Annotated in this window: 15 protein-coding genes; 10 read left to right on the forward strand and 5 right to left on the reverse strand. The window is 56.7% G+C overall.

What is annotated here, in order from left to right; translation table 11 throughout:
* The first annotated feature begins 345 nt into the window (after positions 1-345).
* Both AC6I8D_RS12860 and AC6I8D_RS12865 read left to right on the forward strand, forming a co-directional pair.
* Positions 346-1596 carry an MFS transporter gene (locus AC6I8D_RS12860; RefSeq protein ID WP_069729567.1) on the forward strand — a complete coding sequence of 417 codons (1251 nt, stop codon included), beginning with the start codon at positions 346-348 and terminating at the stop codon, positions 1594-1596.
* A gap of 282 nt (positions 1597-1878) precedes the next feature.
* Positions 1879-2283 carry a tautomerase family protein gene (locus AC6I8D_RS12865; RefSeq protein WP_031376322.1) on the forward strand — a complete coding sequence of 135 codons (405 nt, stop codon included), beginning with the start codon at positions 1879-1881 and terminating at the stop codon, positions 2281-2283.
* A 379-nt stretch (positions 2284-2662) separates the two neighbouring features.
* On the opposite strand, the gene AC6I8D_RS12870 is transcribed toward AC6I8D_RS12865, so the two are convergent.
* The 4 genes from AC6I8D_RS12870 to AC6I8D_RS12885 all read right to left on the reverse strand — a co-directional run bounded on the left by AC6I8D_RS12870 (position 2663) and on the right by AC6I8D_RS12885 (position 7319).
* Positions 2663-3652 carry an isopenicillin N synthase family dioxygenase gene (locus AC6I8D_RS12870; protein WP_497820298.1) on the reverse strand — a complete coding sequence of 330 codons (990 nt, stop codon included), beginning with the start codon at positions 3650-3652 and terminating at the stop codon, positions 2663-2665.
* A gap of 25 nt (positions 3653-3677) precedes the next feature.
* Entirely contained in the window at positions 3678-5105 is a 1428-nt protein-coding gene (locus tag AC6I8D_RS12875; RefSeq protein WP_312056090.1) for an amidohydrolase family protein, read from the reverse strand.
* 11 nt (positions 5106-5116) lie between these two features.
* On the reverse strand, positions 5117-6106 hold the full coding sequence (locus tag AC6I8D_RS12880) for an ABC transporter substrate-binding protein (RefSeq protein ID WP_497820299.1): 990 nt from the start codon (positions 6104-6106) through the stop codon (positions 5117-5119).
* Positions 6107-6395: 289 nt separating this feature from the next.
* Positions 6396-7319: a LysR family transcriptional regulator gene (locus tag AC6I8D_RS12885; RefSeq protein ID WP_312760193.1), complete on the reverse strand. Its 924-nt coding sequence runs from the start codon at positions 7317-7319 to the stop codon at positions 6396-6398.
* 221 nt (positions 7320-7540) lie between these two features.
* Between AC6I8D_RS12885 and AC6I8D_RS12890 the strand changes: the two genes are divergently transcribed.
* From AC6I8D_RS12890 to AC6I8D_RS12925, 8 genes are read left to right on the forward strand one after another with little or no spacing between them, the layout of a single operon-like run.
* Positions 7541-8509, forward strand: coding sequence for a PDR/VanB family oxidoreductase (locus tag AC6I8D_RS12890; RefSeq protein ID WP_497820300.1), 969 nt, complete (start codon positions 7541-7543; stop codon positions 8507-8509).
* Positions 8510-8529: 20 nt separating this feature from the next.
* A complete protein-coding gene (locus tag AC6I8D_RS12895) occupies positions 8530-9810 on the forward strand; it encodes an amidohydrolase family protein (protein ID WP_497820301.1) in 1281 nt (426 codons plus the stop codon).
* The gene (locus AC6I8D_RS12900) at positions 9800-10261 is read left to right on the forward strand and encodes a RidA family protein (RefSeq protein ID WP_069729560.1); all 462 of its coding nucleotides are present in this window, start codon (positions 9800-9802) and stop codon (positions 10259-10261) included. Before AC6I8D_RS12895 ends, AC6I8D_RS12900 begins: the two co-directional genes overlap by 11 nt.
* Positions 10262-10282: 21 nt before the next feature.
* Complete coding sequence (locus tag AC6I8D_RS12905; RefSeq protein WP_497820302.1) at positions 10283-11164, forward strand: creatininase family protein; 882 nt, start codon at positions 10283-10285, stop codon at positions 11162-11164.
* A gap of 13 nt (positions 11165-11177) precedes the next feature.
* Entirely contained in the window at positions 11178-12161 is a 984-nt protein-coding gene (locus AC6I8D_RS12910) for an ABC transporter substrate-binding protein (RefSeq protein WP_497820303.1), read from the forward strand.
* Entirely contained in the window at positions 12158-12985 is an 828-nt protein-coding gene (locus AC6I8D_RS12915; RefSeq protein ID WP_312760199.1) for an ABC transporter ATP-binding protein, read from the forward strand. The genes AC6I8D_RS12910 and AC6I8D_RS12915 overlap by 4 nt, the downstream gene beginning before the upstream one ends.
* A gap of 4 nt (positions 12986-12989) precedes the next feature.
* Positions 12990-13805 (forward strand): ABC transporter permease, encoded by an 816-nt coding sequence (locus AC6I8D_RS12920; protein WP_312056082.1) that lies wholly within the window; start codon positions 12990-12992, stop codon positions 13803-13805.
* A 25-nt stretch (positions 13806-13830) separates the two neighbouring features.
* On the forward strand, positions 13831-15240 hold the full coding sequence (locus AC6I8D_RS12925) for an FAD-binding oxidoreductase (protein ID WP_497820304.1): 1410 nt from the start codon (positions 13831-13833) through the stop codon (positions 15238-15240).
* A 107-nt stretch (positions 15241-15347) separates the two neighbouring features.
* Here the strand turns inward: AC6I8D_RS12925 and katG are convergent, their stop codons facing one another.
* Positions 15348-17558 carry a catalase/peroxidase HPI gene (gene katG, locus AC6I8D_RS12930; RefSeq protein ID WP_312056080.1) on the reverse strand — a complete coding sequence of 737 codons (2211 nt, stop codon included), beginning with the start codon at positions 17556-17558 and terminating at the stop codon, positions 15348-15350.
* Positions 17559-17718 lie beyond the last annotated feature (160 nt).

Below are 17718 nucleotides of genomic sequence, written 5' to 3' on the forward strand. Positions count from 1 at the left end.
ACATCCCGTAAAACCCGGCCACCTGATTTTAGATATCTTTCCTTAATGTGTCGTGATGTTCGCGAAGTCAGCTCCTGGCACGAGGCGGACTGACATACAGGCCAATATCCATGAGGAGTGTGGAGTGAGGAGTGTGGAGTGAGGAGTGAGGAGTGAGGAGTGAGGAGCGAGGAGCGAGGAGCGAGGAGCGAGGAGCGAGGAGCGAGGAGCGAGGAGCGAGGAGCGGAAGTTATTTCTCTGCTTACCTAAACGACATAATGCAGTGTAACTATCAGATCATGCTAAAGTATTAGCAAAATACAGGCGTTCTAAAATAAATCCTCTTATCCAGAAGCCATTTTTATAATGAAAACATTTACTAAAAAAGTTAGCGTTTTTCACTTCAGTCCTTTTCGTTATCTGTTTGCTGCTCGCCTTCTTACCGTTTTGGGCAATGGTATTGCACCGATTGCATTAGCGTTCGCAGTGCTTGATATTGGCGGATCGGTATCTGATTTAGGTCTCGTTGTTGCGTCCCGCTCCATTTTTAACGTTTTATTCTTGTTGATCGGGGGCGTATTAGCGGACCGCTACTCTCGTAACCAGGTATTGGTATCCTCTTCTGTTATTGCGGCAGTTTCACAAGCTATTGTCGCATGGTCTGTGTTGGACGGATCAGCAACTGTGATGAGTCTGGCATTACCTGGAGCTTTGAATGGAGCAGCAGCTGGCATCGCGTTACCTGCCTCCTCCGCGCTGGTCCCCCAAACTGTTCCAGTGCAGAATTTGCGAGCAGCGAATGCATTAATTCAGCTTGGTATTTATGGCGGTACGATTATCGGCACTTCGCTTGGTGGGATCCTAATCAGTTCTGTCGGACCCGGTTGGGGACTGGCAATTGATGCGATTGGTTTCGCAGCCTCTGCACCGCTTTATTTCTTAATTCGTATTACATCAATCAAAGCATGCCCACCATCAGGTAATATCCTGCAGGACTTAAAAGAAGGATGGGAAGAATTCACAAGCCGAGCTTGGGTATGGGCAATTGTGGTCCAATTCACCATTATCAATGCAGCATTTAGTGGCGTAATGATGGTACTTGGCCCTGTGATTGCTGATGCTTCTTTTGGGCGAGCTAATTGGGGAATTATGGTTGCTGCGCAAAGCGTTGGCCTTATGACAGGTTCGTTCTTCGCCCTAAGATGGCGTCCACGACGCGATCTTTTTATTGGTGCAATGCTAGTAGCACTATGCTCAGTGCCAATTTTTATGCTTAGTCAACCTGCTTCTGCAACGTGGCTTATTGCAGCTTTTTTTATTGCTGGCGTAACGTTCGGTCTATTCGGAGTCTCCTGGGCTCATTCATTACAAACTCATATTCCTCAGGAAAAATTGGCTCGCGTGTACGCCTATGACGCTGTAGGTTCGTTTGTGGCCATTCCCTTAGGTGAACTGGTCGCTGGGCCGCTGGCAATTCATTATGGCAGGAGTAATGTGCTTCTGGTTTCAGCGATAGCAGTAGTCATAGCAACTTTAGGAACCTGCCTGGTCCCTGGGATTAGACAGCTCGACAATTTTTCACAGGTGAATTCGAAAAAAGCCACCAGCTCCTCATGACAATATTCAAAAAATTACAAAATATGAAATGTAGATTATTGCTTGAGACTATATAAAACGATGAAACATTCCCAAGGGATTAGTATTCCCTGAACGCTTAAATCTCCGTTTTTGGCACACAGCGGTTGAGCTATCGAATCGGAAGGTCCGCTGTGAGCGAGAAGCGGACGTAAGTTGTACTCACGTTTTCGATTATGCCATCTTATTCATCTCGTATCGTTCAAAAAATGCGGCAACACTTTTGATAATCAAGCTATGTAATGACACATTTAAGGAATCATTATGCCTGGAATAACGCTCACATTGTCTGGTTGCAAAGATCAAAAATTAACCAAAAAGTGTGTACTTTTAGCTACTCAAATCACATGCGAGATATTGAAGAAAAACAGCTTCGAAACCATGGTCATAGTAAGACATGTGGACGATGATGACTGGTTTATTGATGGCAAGAGTCTGGCTGAATGGGGAAAAAATTCGTTCAGACTTGAAGTTACTGTCGTGGATGAAACCTGTAGCAAAGATCAGAAAGCAGCGTATCAAAAAGCAATTTACAACGCTATGGAACAAGCTATTGGTAACCTACATCCTCAGTCAAATGTGCATGTTATTGATTGTAAAGCTGCTTCATATGGATACACAGGGATAACGCAAGAATACAGATATCAGCATAAAGATGAGTTTTACTAACCAAAATTCCTTTTCTATCACCGTTAATGTGGCGCATTTTGATTGTGGACTTAAGACGCTAACGTCCGCTTCTGGCACAGAGCAGACCGTCAGAGCTCTTTGACCACCATCTCGCTTCGAGCCGACTTTTAGATGCTTGTTCTGAACACCCGTCTTTTGCAGAGAACCTCGTGGCACGATCAGCGATGAAGCGAAGTTTTAAACCTGTTTTACGTAACGAGCAACTATTAGTGGTCATTCTGGTGGTCTTGACAGAAAGATAACTCAGCTTTATCTTTCTTATCAGACAGTTACTGGCAAAGGCGAGTCCAGTCTGAGCAGCCATATTTAAGCAGCCCGCTCAGGGAAAACTGAGCGGGCTTTTTGCTATTACTGCCGCTTAGCCTTTGGCAAAGTTCGCCTGGATACGCTGTTGCAAATAATCTTCAGCGCTGATCGCCGGATACTTCGCCTGCGGGCCGAGGATCTCAACGTCTTTATTCGCCTGACAGAAGAAAGCCAGGCTGTAGCGCGCGCCCTGATATTCCCCCGGCAGCGGGCTTCTTACCCGATGGAAGTTTGACGGCAACTGGTCGTCACTCCAGCGCATCAGCATGTCGCCAATATTGCAGGTGATCACCTCTTCACGTGGTTCAATGCTGGTCCACTGCTGGCTTTCGCGATCTTTGCCGGGACAAACCTGCAGGCCGCCCTGGCCGGGGCGCTGGAACAGCAGCGTCAGGCAGTCGAAATCGGTATGCGCACCGGCGCGCCACATCCCCTGCTCCGACTGTTCGGTGGCATAGTAGTGCAGCATCCGCAGCGTGCTCTGGTAGGTTTTTCGGTCGGGATTGTGCGCCTGCTCGAAGAAGTGCTCAGGAAAACCCAGCTTAAGCGCAAAGCAGGAGAGCAGCTTCATCCCCAGCTGCCAGCACTGCGACTCAAAGCCCAGCATGGTCTGCTTAAAGGCGGGCAGCTCCTGCTCTGTCGGCCACAGCGAATCCATTAACGGACGGGTAATCTGATAGGACTCTTTCTGGTCCGGGGTTTTGGTCGAGGGACGGACCTGCGACTTATTTTCCCAGCCGGCGTTACGCGCCAGCGGATAGCGCGCTTTGACCGCTTCCGGCAGCGAGAAGAAATCTTCCGTCATGCTGAATGCCTGGCGGATATCGTCGAGGGCAATGCCGTGATTGCTGACCTGAAAGAAACCGATCTCCACCGCTGCCTGCCACAGTTGTTCGGCAATTTCCTGTTTACGCTGTTCGAAATCTGACAGGTCGATGCAGCGCACTTCGCGGGCAAAGGTCTCTTCGCCCATTGCGCCCATTGCCGCTTCTTTTTCCAGTTCCTGCAGTGCATAGCCTTGTGTCTGGGTTGATTGTGTCATGGTGTTATTCCTTTTCAGAAGAGGGTTAACCGGCGGCACGCTGTTGCAGCGTCCGGACGGCTGAGATTGCCTGATGGCGCATGGCATCCAGATCGAGACCAGGAATGTGATCGTTTTCGACAATCACCCGGCCATTAATCATCAGCGCCTTTAACGAAGCCCGACCGCCGCAGGCCACCGGTCCAATTGCCATATCATGCAGGCCGAAATAGCGCGGATCGTCCAGCCGGTACACGGCGATATCGGCCAGCATCCCGACCTGCACGGTGCCGCTCTGCGGCAGACCGAGGATCTGCGCCCCACCGGCGCTGCCCCAGCGCACCACATCTTCAATGGTTGCCGCATCGCCACCGCCTTCAAAGGTGCCGCCGTCATAGCGAGGCGTGGCGAACATGCCTTTTCTGGCGCGCTGCAACAGCCATGCCGCATGCGCTTCACTCTGCATATCGGCCGCCTCGTTCGATGCCGCGCCGTCCACGCCCAGTGAAACCGGCACCCCCGCCTGCTCCAGCGCCAGCAGATCGGCAATGCCGCTGCCCAGTCGTCCGTTACTTTGCGGGCAGTGCGCAATCCCGGTCCGGCTGTCACCCAGTAGCGTGATCTCCTGCGGCAACAGCTTCACCAGATGGGCAAACCAGACGTCATTACCCAGCCAGTCGTGTTCAGCACAAAACTGCACCGGCGTCATGTTGTAGCGGTCACGCGCTGCATCCAGATAATCCACCGTTTCCGACAGGTGACTGTGCAGCCGGATACCCAACTGACGCGCCAGCCTGGCCATTTCGCGCAGCTGCGCGCCCGGCGCTGAGTGCAGCAGCGTAGTCGGAGCCATCACCACCCGACGCAGCGAGGCTGGCCGCGGATCGTGGTAGCGTCCCACCAGCCGTTCTATGTCGGCCATATAGTGATCAAAATTCTCCGGGCGCAGCGCCTGCGGTAAATTCTGCTCAATCGTCCGCCCCTGAGTCGCACCACCCCGGCACAGCACAATCCGCATCCCCAGCGCCTCGCCTTCACTGAACAAAATGTCGGAAGGATCAAACGGCATATCTGGCCAGTAGAGATAGTTATGATCGGCGACCGTGGCGCAGCCGGAACGCAGTAACTCGATCAGGCCGATACGAACCGCCAGCCGGAACGTCTGTTCATCAAAGGTGGCGCGAAAACGATACGGCGTGGCGCTTAACCAGCCGGTCAGGCTTTTGTTCAGCCCCTGCGGCTCACCTTTCAGCAACGACTGAAACAGGTGGTGATGGGTATTGACCCAGGCGGGATAAACCACGCAGTCGCGGGCATCAATCAGCCGCTCGTCCGGCAACGCGGTCAGCGACCCAATGGCTTCGATCACGCCTTCGCGGATGCGGATATCGGGCCCGGCATGACGCGCCCGCTCGCCCGGCAGGCCGGTCAGAATGGCGTGCGCGTTTTTAATCAGTAATGATTGAGATGACATCGCAACGTTCCTCACGGTTTAACCTGCATCTGCTGAACAAACTCGGTGGTATAAGCCTGTTTCCAGTCGGTATCAGCCTTCAGCAGGCTGGCTTTGACCATGAAATCGCGGGTTTTTTGCCAGCGATTCTGCGTCATGGTGCCCCAGCCGGCTGTCGCGGCATCGCCGCCGTCAATCAGGTGGTGCTGTTTGATCTGCGTGACGCCCCAGGCCAGCAAATCATCGGTCATTTTGGGATTCTCTTTTTTAATCAGCGCGTTGCCTGCTGCCGGATTATTGAGGTAGCTGACCCAGCCCTCCATTGAGGCGCGCACAAACTTGGCCATCGCCGCGCTGCGGCTGCTGATCTGGTCCGGGCGGGTAATCAGAATGCCGCCGTAAGGCGGATAACCGTGCTCGGAAAACAGGAAGAAATTCGATTTCACCCCGGCCTTTTGCGCCTGGAAAACCTCAGAGCTGACATAAGCCTGCTGTGCCACATTCTGATCGGCGATAAACGGCTGGATATTGAAGGTATAGGGGCGCACCTGCCCATCGCTGAGCTGATACTGTGCCTTGAGCCACGGCCACCAGGTGGCTTGCCCGGAACTGGAGACCAGAATGGTTTTATCTTTCAGGCCGTCGAGGGAGGTGACGGAGGCGTGGGTCAGCAGTCCCTGCGGATCGTACTGGAACGGGGCGGCAATCGCTTTAGCCTGAAAGCCACGCTGCACCGCTTCAAGTAACTGCAGGTCATAACCGATGATCACGTCGGCGCGCTTCGATAACAGCAACTGCATGCCGTTGATCTGCGGCCCGCCGGACTGAATGCTGACGTCCAGCCCGTAGCGCTGATAGATACCGGTCGCCAGCGCCTGGTAATAGCCGCCCTGCTCAGCCTGCGCGTACCAGGAGGTAAGTAAGGCAATCTTCTCTGCAGCATCGGCCGGCAGGATCACTGCGCCAGAAATCAGCGTGCTCAGCACGCAGCCAGACAGGGGAATGCGGGATCGTAACTTCATTGCTCCTCTCCTAATCGTCACCGGAGGGAGGCTGAGCAAAGGCGACTCAGCCCCCGGCCGGTTCAACATGAACCGCGAAATGGTGGCTGAGCAATGTCCCGCGCAGTTGCCTGCACTGACCGCTTCTACTCACAGTGAGTTATACAAAAAGGATGCCAGGTTAGCCGATCGGCGCGGCTTAAGGGCTGCGCGGCGATCGGCGCGGCTTAAGGGCTGCGCGGCGATCGGCGGAGGAGGCGCTGCAACCTTTGATTCATTAAGGAGCAACCAGCACCATTCTGGTGCAGCGTCAGGGCCGCGGGTGTCCGGGCGTCTGAATCTGGCTGAACAGCATTTCCAGCTGTTTAAGCATCATCGACGCCGCCAGCGATAGCTGCCTGGCCGGAGCGACGCACAGTGACAGGGTGAAGGTTTTGAGTTGCGGATCGGTCAGCGGAATAAACTGCAGTTCGTTGCTTTCCACCTCATCCATGATATCGAGCCAGCAGAGAATACCGATGCCGATTTTCTCTTTGATCAGCGAACGGATCATGTGGATGTTATTGGAGACCGCCACCTCGTTGATCATCTCGCCATGAATGTTGATCAGCGCCTGCACCGGCTCAGCCAGCATCAGCGGAGCGGAAGGCAGGATAAACGGATACTCGCTGCACTGGTTAAACCGCACCCCGCTTTTGCTGCTGAGCGGATGGCCGGTCGGGACCACAATCCCCAGATTGATCTCGGCAAAGGCCCGCACCTGCAGCTCGCGTGACGATTGCGGGTTCAGCATTACCCCGAAATCGGCATCGCCCGACATCAGCGCCTGCTGAATATCGACGTTGTTCATGGTGGTCAGGGTGAAAGAGATATTCGGATAGTCGAGATGCACCTGCCTGAGCATTGACGAGAAAAACTGCCGGTTAATCGCGTCGATGGTGGCGATGCGCACATGGCCGCGTCGCAGTCCACGCAGGTCGTCCAGTTGTTCGCAGACCCGCGAAAAGTCTTTTTTCCAGTTACTGGCGGCGTGCAACAGCAGTTCACCAGCCGCGGTCAGCCGCAGGCCGGTGGGATGACGCTCAAACAGCGGCATCGCCAGTTCTTTCTCAACCCGCAGGATTTGCCGATCGATAGACGACGCCGCCACGTGCAGGGTTTCGGACGCCTTGCGAAACGATCCCTGACGGGCCACTTCAGTGAAATAGAGCAGAAATCGGGAGAATGCAAACATAGGCAGTGCTCTCTTTTTTGCAACGGGATGTGCGAATCAAAGCGCTGGACGCAACAGTTTTATCACAATAACGTAGATTTCATGGCAACGGGAACAATCGTTTCATCACTCAACGGGCTGCTGCTGCGCAGCGCGGAGTGATAATGCTGCTGGTCAGGTAGCAAGCACGATGACCTGATTTTTTTATCACTGCTCCCTTTAGGCAAATACGGTAAATAACCATGAAAGATTCCAGGCTTATTCCTGTCACGATCAGCGCTGTCCATATTAATGGTGTCGGCAATCTTTCATTGCAGCTTATTGCCCGGCACGGTGGTTTATTACCGGATTATTTACCGGGTGCGCACATTGATGTTTTCATTCCGCAAATCGGGCCGCGTCAGTATTCACTTTGCAGCGAAAGTCACAGCGGCGAATATTATGAGATCTGCGTGAAGCGGGCAGAATTTTCCAGCGGCGGATCGCATTTTATTCATCACCATTTCCGGCCTGGCGATGCGCTGGAAATCTCAGCACCGCGCAATCATTTCCCGCTGCCCGAAGCGGGACGCTATCTGCTGTTTGCCGGGGGAATCGGTATTACCCCACTGTTGCCGATGGCGGAACAGCTTGCCCGACAAGGGATTGACTATGAACTGCATTATTTTATCTCGTCGCCCGAACAGGCGGCGTTTGTGCCGCGATTAACCGCACCGCGATTAGCAGACCAGGTTTATTTTCATCACAGCAGCGCAAACGATTCTCTGCGTACCGCTACGCCGCCGTGTTTAGCGCAACCCGACCCGCAGACCCGGATAATAGCCTGCGGCCCGGACGGCTTTATTCAGCGTCTGCAGCACCTTATGCAGCAGCATGGCTGGCAACCGGATAAATTGATTTTTGAGCGATTCAGCAATGCAGCGCTAAATAATAGCGCCAGCGACAGCGCCTTTTATATCCAGCTCAATTCTACCGGCACCCGCTATTTAGTCAGCCCGCAGCAGACTATCGCCGAAGTCTTATTAAGCGCCCGGGTCGATATTATGCTGTCGTGCGAACAGGGAATATGCGGTTCCTGCATCACTGAGGTAATCGACGGTATTCCCGATCATCGTGACTGCGTGCTGACTGCCGAAGAGAAAGCGGAGAATACGCAGATTACCTTGTGCTGCTCCCGGTCCAGAACGCCGGTTCTGGTGCTCGACCTTTAATCTTAGCGCGGAGTCTTATCATGTCTGTTTCCCGCTCCGATGCACCGCTTGCTGGCCTTGCCGGCGTTCGCCTCCCCGCCTGGCTGCTGCCGGCGGACTGGCCGCGTGAAGCCGGTGAGCCGCTGCTGGCGGAGTTGCGTTTTGACAACGGCAAAATTGCTTCGCTGACGCCAGCCCGATCCGATCAGAGCGACCTGTGGCCGGTGGATGGCGCACTGGCGCTGCCGGGGCTGATTGAACCGCATGCTCACCTCGATAAAACCTTCACCCTCGCCCGCAGCCGTCCGTCAAAACCGGGCCTGCTGGCCGCCATTGAAACCCTGCATCAGGACCGCCAGCACTGGACGGCGTCGGACCTTCAGCAGCGTGCCGGCAAAGCTATCGGCAGGGCGGTCGCCAACGGCGTGACTCATTTGCGCAGCCATATCGACTGGTTTGACCATCGCCCTCCGCTGGCCTGGACTGAGCTGGCCGGCATGGCCCCCCCAGGCATCAGGCTGGAACGGGTGGCGCTGGTGCCGCTGAGCCTGTTCGCCAATGCTGAAGTCGCTGACCGCATCGCTCGCGCGGTGGCGCAGAGCGGCGCCAGTTGCCTGCTGGGCGGCTTTATCCACTCCTCAAACTGGGACCCGGCAGCGATGAGCCACCTGATGCGCAGCGCCGCACGCTGGAAATTGGATCTGGACCTGCATATTGATGAAGAGCTTTCGCCAGTGGCGCACGGCCTGAGCTGGCTGGCGCACTACCTGGCTGAAAACAGCTTCAGCGGCCACATCTGTTGCAGCCACGGCTGCGCGCTGGCGTCCGGCAGTGAACTGCAGGCGCAGCAGGTACTGCGGCAACTGGCTGCCCACGCCGTCACGCTGATTGCCCTGCCGATGACCAACCTGCTGTTGCAGGATGCGGTAACCGGACGCACGCCGCGTCAGCGCGGCATTACCCTGCTGAAAGAGGCGCAGACGGCCGGCGTTCCGCTGCTGATCGGCTGTGACAACGTTCAGGATGCCTTTTGTCCGGCTGGCAGTTACGACCCGCTGGATACCCTGAGCTGCGCGCAGTTCGCTTTGCAGCTGAGCAACGTTTTTGACCAGCATTCATGGCTGATTTGTGATGCCGCCGCCCTGACCGGCGCGCACTCAGCCCCACCGCCGCTGTCACCGGGCAGCGACGCTACGCTGGTGCTGTTCCCGGGCAGCGACAGCGCCAGCTGGCCGTTAAACAGCGCAGCCCGCCAGGTTATCCATCACGGCAGGCTGACCCATCAACGTATCTGGCAGCAGGAGATATCCCATGAGTCTTGAAGAGGGTGCGGGCAAACCGCTCGCCCACTATGCCGCCTGGCGTCGGGCCGGTGATTTTGTCTTTCTCTCCGGCATCATTCCGGTTAATCCGCAGAGCGGCACTATCGTGCGCGGCTTTAAGGATATCCCGGTTGAAGTCCGTCAGTTAGTTGGCGAAACCGGCGAGTTCTCGACCGACGCCAGACAGGGGCCGATCCTCGCGCAGAGCTGGTATGTGCTGGAAAGCATTCGCCACACCGTGCAACAGGCGGGCGGACAGATGAGCGATGTGATCAAGCTGGTGCAGTACTTCCGCAATCTCGATCACTTTCCCTGCTACAGCCGGGTCAGAAAGCTGTTTTATGACGGACAACCGCCGGTTTCAACCGTGGTGCAGGTCAGTGAAATGCTGCCGAGCGCCGAGGTGCTGATTGAAGTGGAAGCCACCGCCTGGTTACCGCTAACCCCCTAATCTCCGACCACGAGGCACAGCATGATTAACGGTTATATTCCTGCAGCGCGTTTTCTGCCTTTTCTGAGCTGGACGGCCATCGCGGCTCTGCCCGACAAAGCCAACACGGTGATTGTTCTGCCGACCGGCGCGATTGAGCAGCACGGTCCGCATCTGCCCTGTTCGGTCGACAGCGTGATCGCCTCCGGCGTGGCGGGCCATGCGCTGGCCAGACTGCCAAAAACCATCCCGGCTTACGCCATTCCGCCGATCACCTACGGCAAATCGGATGAACATCTGAATTTCCCCGGCACGCTGACCTTAACCGGCGACACCCTGCTGCAAACCGTGCTGGAGATCGCTGAATCGCTTTACCGCGCTGGCTTCCGCAAGCTGCTGATGATCAACGGTCACGGCGGACAGCCGCAGGTGCTGCAAATGGCGGCACGGGAAATGCGTCTGCGTCACGGCGATATGATCATCATCCCGCACGACGTGTTTCGGGTACCAAACGTTGAAAACCAGTTCCTCAGCGCTCAGGAGCAGAAAATGGCGATGCACGCCGGTCACAGCGAAACCGCGGTGATGCTGGCACTGGCACCGGAATGCGTCCACCTCGACCAGGCGGTGGCCAACTATCCGCCGGAATTCCCCTGCCCGACGCTCTCCTCCGGTCGCCCGGCGGCGGCCTGGGCCGCCTACGATTTCGGGCCAAGTGGCGTGATTGGCGATCCGACCGCGGCCACCGCAGAACAGGGCCACGCGATCCTCGATTCGCTGGCCGCAAGCTGGGCGCAGGCGATCACCGAAATCCACCAGATGAGCTGGCAGGTGCGCAGCGAACCCACCTGGGGAAAACAGCACTGGAGCGGTTTTGTGCAAACCGGCTTCACTCCTCATTCGTCTTCTTTGGCCTCTGAATAGTGGAGTCGTTACGATGAATATTGGGCGTAAATCAACTTTCTCCCTGCTTGCTCTGATGCTGACCGGGGTCTCGGCTTCCGGCATGGCGGAAGAGAAGTTTACCTTCCTGACCAACTGGTACGCGCAGGCAGAGCACGGTGGTTTTTATCAGGCTCAGGCTAGCGGCTTGTACAAAAAAGCCGGGCTGGATGTCAGCATCAACATGGGCGGTCCACAGGTGAACGTCATGCAGCTGATGGCGGCCGGACGCGCAGACTGTACGCTGGGTGACAACGGCCAGGCGCTGGAGACCTGGGAAGCCGGGGTGCACGCCGTCACGGTCGCCACGGTGTTTCAGCATTCACCGACGGTGTTTATCAGCCATGACAAAGTGGATCAGGCGCAACAGCTGAAAGACAAAACTTTCCTGCTGGCTACCGAGGCTTATAACTCGTTCTGGCCATGGGCAAAAAGCGAACTCGGACTGGAGAAGGTGAAAGTCCGCCCCTACACCTTCAGCGTCCAGCCTTTCCTTGCCGACCGCAATCTGGTGCAGCAGGGATACGTCACCTCTGAACCGTTCTCGATTGAGAAAGGCGGCAAACCGTTTTACGTCTACATGCTCAGCGACTGGGGCTACCCGCCGTATGGCAACTCGATTATCTGCATGGCCGACACGGTTAAACAACGCCCGGCAGCGGTGGCCGCCTTCGTTAAAGCCTCAATGCAGGGCTGGAAAGCTTATCTGCAGGACCCGACCGCCGGCAATGCATTGATCGCCAAAGCTAACCCGCAGATGAGCGCCGATCAGATCGCTTTTGGCATCGCGCAGATGAAGAAATATCAGCTGGTGACGGGCGGCGATGCGCAAACCGGCGGTATCGGCATCATCACCGAATCGCGGCTGAAAAAGAGCTGGGAGATGCTGGTTAAAAACAAGCTGATCGACGCGGAGAAAGTGCCGTTCGGCCAGACCTATACCCTCGATATGATTAAAGACGCGAAGGTCATGCCATGAATACTGTCCCCAACCTCACCGTGATGCGCGACGTTCGCAGCGCCACGCCGCAGGCAGAGCCGGCGATCGAAGTGCTGTCGGCAGAGAAGATTTACAGCAACGGCACCCGTGCCCTGCTGCCGGTCAATCTCACCATTCATCAGGGTGAATTTGTTACCCTGCTCGGGCCGTCGGGCTGTGGCAAAAGTACCCTGCTGAAAATGGTCGCCGGGCTGACCGAACCCAGCGACGGCAAACTGGTGTTGTGGCGTCGCGACAGCCGCGAAAGCGCCCAGGTCCCGCTCTCCTTCGTGTTCCAGGAAGCCACGCTGATGCCGTGGAGCACGGTGCAAAACAACGTCCGTCTGCCGCTGGATCTGGCGGGCGTGCCGCGGGCCGAAGCCAATACCCGCGTTGCCGAGGCGCTGGAACTGGTCGGGCTGGGTCAATTTGCCCGGGTGCTGCCGCGTGAACTCTCCGGCGGCATGCAGATGCGGGTCTCGATTGCCCGTGGTCTGGTGACGCGCCCGAAACTGCTGCTGATGGATGAACCCTTTGGCGCGCTCGACGAAATCACCCGCAATAAACTCGACAGCGACCTGCTGCGGCTGTGGCGTGAACAGGGCCTGACGGTGGTGTTCGTCACTCACTCAATTCACGAAGCGGTTTTTCTGTCGCAGCGGGTGATCATGATGGCTGCCCGGCCAGGCCGGGTGGTGGAAGATATCGCCATCAATGAGCCGTTCCCGCGCAGCGAAGATTTCCGCGTCAGTCCGGCATTTTCACGTTATGCGAAGCAACTGCAGGATAGCCTGCTGCAAGCCAGTCAATCGGGAGGGGAGTAATACCATGCAGACGCAAAAATCTTCTCCGTGGATCGCTAATCCCGGCTTTCGTAAAGTGTTTTATCCCACCGTTGTGGCGGTGGTCGTGGTGTTGCTGTGGCAGGGATGGGTGAGCTATTTCAATATCCCGCAGTTTCTGGTGCCGTCACCGCTGGTGATGCTGCAAAGCCTGTGGACCCACTTCGGCTCGCTGATGATGGCGCTGCTGTTCACCCTGAAAATCACCCTGATCTCGTTTTTACTTTCGATCATCATCGGTGCCGCCGTGGCCTTCGTGCTGGTGCAGAATCGCTTTGTCGAAACCGCCCTGTTTCCCTACATCGTCTTCCTGCAGGTGACGCCGATTGTCGCCATCGCGCCGCTGATTATTATCTGGGTCAAAGACACCACCCTGTCGCTGGTGGTCTGTTCAACACTGATGGCGGTGTTCCCGATTATCTCCAACACCACCCAGGGATTGCGCAGCGTCTCGCCGGGGCTGCTGAGCTACTTCAGGCTGAGCCGCGCCAGTCGTCTGCAGGTACTGATTCGTCTGCGCATTCCGTCCGCGCTGCCCTACTTTTTCGGTGCGCTGCGGATTTCCAGCGGGCTGTCGCTGATCGGGGCAGTGGTTGCCGAGTTCGTAGCGGGCGCTGGCGGCAATGATACCGGGCTGGCCTACCAGATCCTGCAAGCGGGCTATCAGCTGGACATTCCGCTGATGTTTGCGGCGCTACTGCTGATCTCCCTCGCCGGTATTGCGCTGTTTGGCATGATGTCGTGGATCTCCCGCCGCGCCCTCTCCGCCTGGCATGAGAGCGAAGCGGTTCAGTCTCACTAACTCACTTTATTCAGGCAGGAAAACTATGCACAGCGAACACCGTCAACACGCGCTTGCCCTGATACAGCAGGCGCTTCCCGATCTCGACTGGACTTTGCAGGCCGCCAGAGTTAAACGCCTGTCGCGCGATTTTCACTGGTTCAGCCCGCTACTGAAACGGCAACTGGAAGATAAACAGGCCGATGCGGTGGTCAGACCGCGCAGTGAAGAGGAGCTGAGCCTGCTGGTCAAAGCCTGCGTCCGCCATCAGCTACCGCTGATCCTGCGCGGCGGAGCAACCGGCAACTATGGCCAGTTGGTGCCGCTGGCGGGCGGCATTCTGGTCGATATGACCGGCTTTAATCAGCTGTGTGAACTCACCAATGGCGTGGTCCGGGCGCAGGCCGGAATGCGGCTGGCGGAGATTGAAGCCCTGACCCGTCCGACCGGCTGGGAACTGCGCTGCATGCCTTCGACCTACCGCCTCGCCACGCTGGGCGGGTTGTACGGTGGCGGCTTTGGCGGTATCGGCTCGATCAACTATGGCCCACTGGCCGCCGCCGGAAACGTACTCAGCGTGAAAGTGATGACCGTGGAAGCGGAACCGCGCATTCTGCAGGTGCCGGCACCGCAGGCGCTGCTGCTGCATCACGCTTACGGCAGCAACGGTATCGTGCTGGAGGTTGAACTGGCGCTGGCACCGGTACATAACTGGATAGAGCGGCTGGACGTGTTCGACAACTTTAGCGACGCGCTGGATTACGCCAATGCCTTCGCCCGCTCACCGGGACTGGTGAAACGTCAGCTGGCGTTATTCGCCGCGCCGATCCCCGGCTACTTCACCCACCTCAGCGGCCATTATCAGGCGGATCAGCACGCGGTGATCAGCGTGATTGGGCAGGAAAGTGACGGGTTAGCGGCGGGCCTGCTGGAAAAATATCGCGGAAAGAGTGCGCTGCGGCAGTCTGCCAGCGCCGCTCGCGATGCGAATGCGTCACTGATGGAATATTGCTGGAACCACACTACCCTGCACGCACTGAAAGTTGACAGTACCCTGACCTATTTACAGACCGCGTTTAACCCGGCCTGTTATCGCCAGCAGATTATCGACATGGCCGCTCTGCTGGGTGATGAGGTGATGTCGCATATTGAGTTTCTGCGTGACGCTGACGGCAATCTGACCGCCAGCGGCCTGCAACTGGTGCGCTACCGCAGTGAGGCGCGACTGAACGAGATCATGAACGCTTTTCGCGCCAACGGCGTCCGGATCAATAATCCGCATGTTTATCAGATTGAAGAAGGCAAACAGGGAGAGATCAAACCGGCGGTGGTCTCGGTTAAACAGTGTCTGGACCCGGATGGATTACTCAATCCCGGCAAACTTAAAGGCTGGGAACTGCGCGATACGCTGGTGCTGGATGACGATCCGCTGGCGTTGCGCCGCCCTTCACCCTGAGCGCGCCCTGATCAGCCGGCTACAACGACTTCGCTGTCATCGCTGATATAAAAAAACCCGCTTATCACTAAGCGGGTTTTTGCCTTTCCATCGTTAATCGCAAGCCATCAGAGCTCGAACCGATCCAGGTTCATCACTTTGGTCCAGGCGGCAACAAAGTCTTTAATGAATTTCTCTTTGGCATCGCTGCTGGCATAGACTTCCGCCGACGCGCGTAACACCGCATTGGAGCCGAATACCAGGTCAGCGCGGGTGGCGGTAAAGCGGACTTCACCGGTCAGGCGATCGCGTCCTTCGAACTGCTCGCTGGAGCCATCAATGGCTTTCCATTCAATGCGCATATCCAGCAGGTTGATGAAGAAATCGGCGTTCAGTTCACCGACGCTGCGGCTGAAAACGCCGTGCTGGCTACCGTCATAGTTGGTTCCCAGCGCGCGCATCCCGCCAATCAGTACCGTTAATTCCGGCACCGTCAGCGTTAGCTGCTGTGCTTTATCAATCAGCAGATGCTCGGTGGTGGTTTTGCCGTATCCGCGACCGTAGTTACGGAAACCGTCAGCGCGAGGTTTCAGCAACTCAAACGATTCGATATCGGTCTGATCCTGACGCGCATCGACCCGGCCCGGGATAAAGGGCACCTCAATCTCAACGCCGGCCGCTTTCGCCGCCTGCTCAACCCCGACCACCCCGGCCAGCACAATCAGATCGGCCAGCGAGACTTTATTGAATTCCCGCTGCAGCGCTTCCAGCTTCGGCAACACCCGGGCCGCAATGGCGTTAACCTCCCACTCGCGCTGCGGCAGCAGCGCCAGACGTGCGCCGTTGGCCCCGCCGCGTTTGTCACCGCCACGGAAGGTTGAGGCTGACGCCCAGGCAACCGAGGTCAGTTCACTGACGCTCAGGCCAGCGGCCGCGATCTTCTCTTTCAGCTGGGCGATGTCGGCGCCGGTCGGATGATAAACCGGTGTCGGCAGCGGATCCTGCCAGATCAGATCTTCTTTCGGCACTTCCGGACCGATATAACGTGCTTTCGGCCCCATATCACGGTGCGTCAGCTTGTACCAGGCGCGGGCAAAGGCTTCATTGAACGCCTGCGGATCGTGGTAAAAACGACGCGATATTTTCTCGAATTCCGGGTCGAAACGCAGGGTCAGATCGGTGACCAGCATGGTCGGTTTGCGTTTCTTCGTCTGGTCAAACGGATCAGGAATGATCTCAGGCGCGTCGATCGCTTCAAACTGGATGGCACCAGCCGGGCTGCGCGTCTGCACCCACTCATATTTGAACAGGTTCTCGAAGAAGTAGTTGCTCCACTGGGTCGGCGTCTGCGACCAGACCACTTCCAGACCCGAGGTAATCGCATCGGCACCGACGCCGGTGCCGTGGCTGCTTGCCCAGCCCAGACCCTGTGCTTCAATCGGTGCGGTTTCCGGATCAACGCCAACGTGGTCGGCCGAACCGGCACCGTGGGTTTTGCCCAGCGTATGGCCACCGGCGATCAGGGCGACGATCTCTTCATCGTTCATTCCCATATTGCCGAAGGTGGCACGAATAGCCGGTGCGGCTGAGGCCGGATCGCCGCTGTGTTCCGGGCCTTCAGGGTTAACGTAGATCAGCCCCATTTCGGTCGCGCCGAGCGGTGACTGTGCCAGCGATTCAGGATGACGGTGTTCCAGCCAGGTGCTTTCGTCGCCCCAGTTGACGTCCATATCCGGTTCCCAGACATCTTCACGTCCGGCGCCAAAACCAAAGGTGCGGAAGCCGGAATTTTCCAGCGCCACGTTACCCGCCAGGATATAGAGGTCGGCCCAGGAAATTTTCTGACCATACTTCTGCTTCACCGGCCACAGCAGACGGCGCGCTTTATCCAGGCTGACGTTATCGGGCCACGAGTTTAACGGCGCGAAGCGTTGCTGGCCGCGGCCTGAACCACCGCGACCGTCTACTGCGCGATAGGTGCCGGCGCTGTGCCATGCCATACGGATGAAGAGACCGATGTAGCTGCCCCAGTCGGCAGGCCACCAGGCTTGTGACTCAGTGAGCAAGGCTTTGAGATCGGCTTTTAGCGCAGCGTAGTCTAATTTGGCAAATTCTTTACGGTAGTCGAACGACTCGCCCAATGGGTTAGAGCGGGATGAGTGCTGGTTCAGCAGGTCGACACGCAGCTGGTTAGGCCACCAGTCACGGTTGGACGTGCCGCCGCCTGATGTCTGATTGGCCTTGCCTGCGTGGAAAGGGCATTTACCCGCCGCCGCTTCGCGATCGGCTTCGACAATAGGCTTTGCATCTTTTGCATCTTCATCAACAGAATTGCTCATGGTCACACCTCTTTTATGTATTCTCAGCGCTACTCTATAGTGGCTTTTGAAAAAGGCACACCTGTCTCATCCTATACCTTTGATAGCCTGCTCCTTTGAATATGCTTAGCTGAAAAGGTTTTAACGATGAAAAGAACCGCGCCTGCAAACAGGCACGGCG

The organism is Pantoea sp. X-Soil-MYKO-1785 (assembly GCF_059730675.1).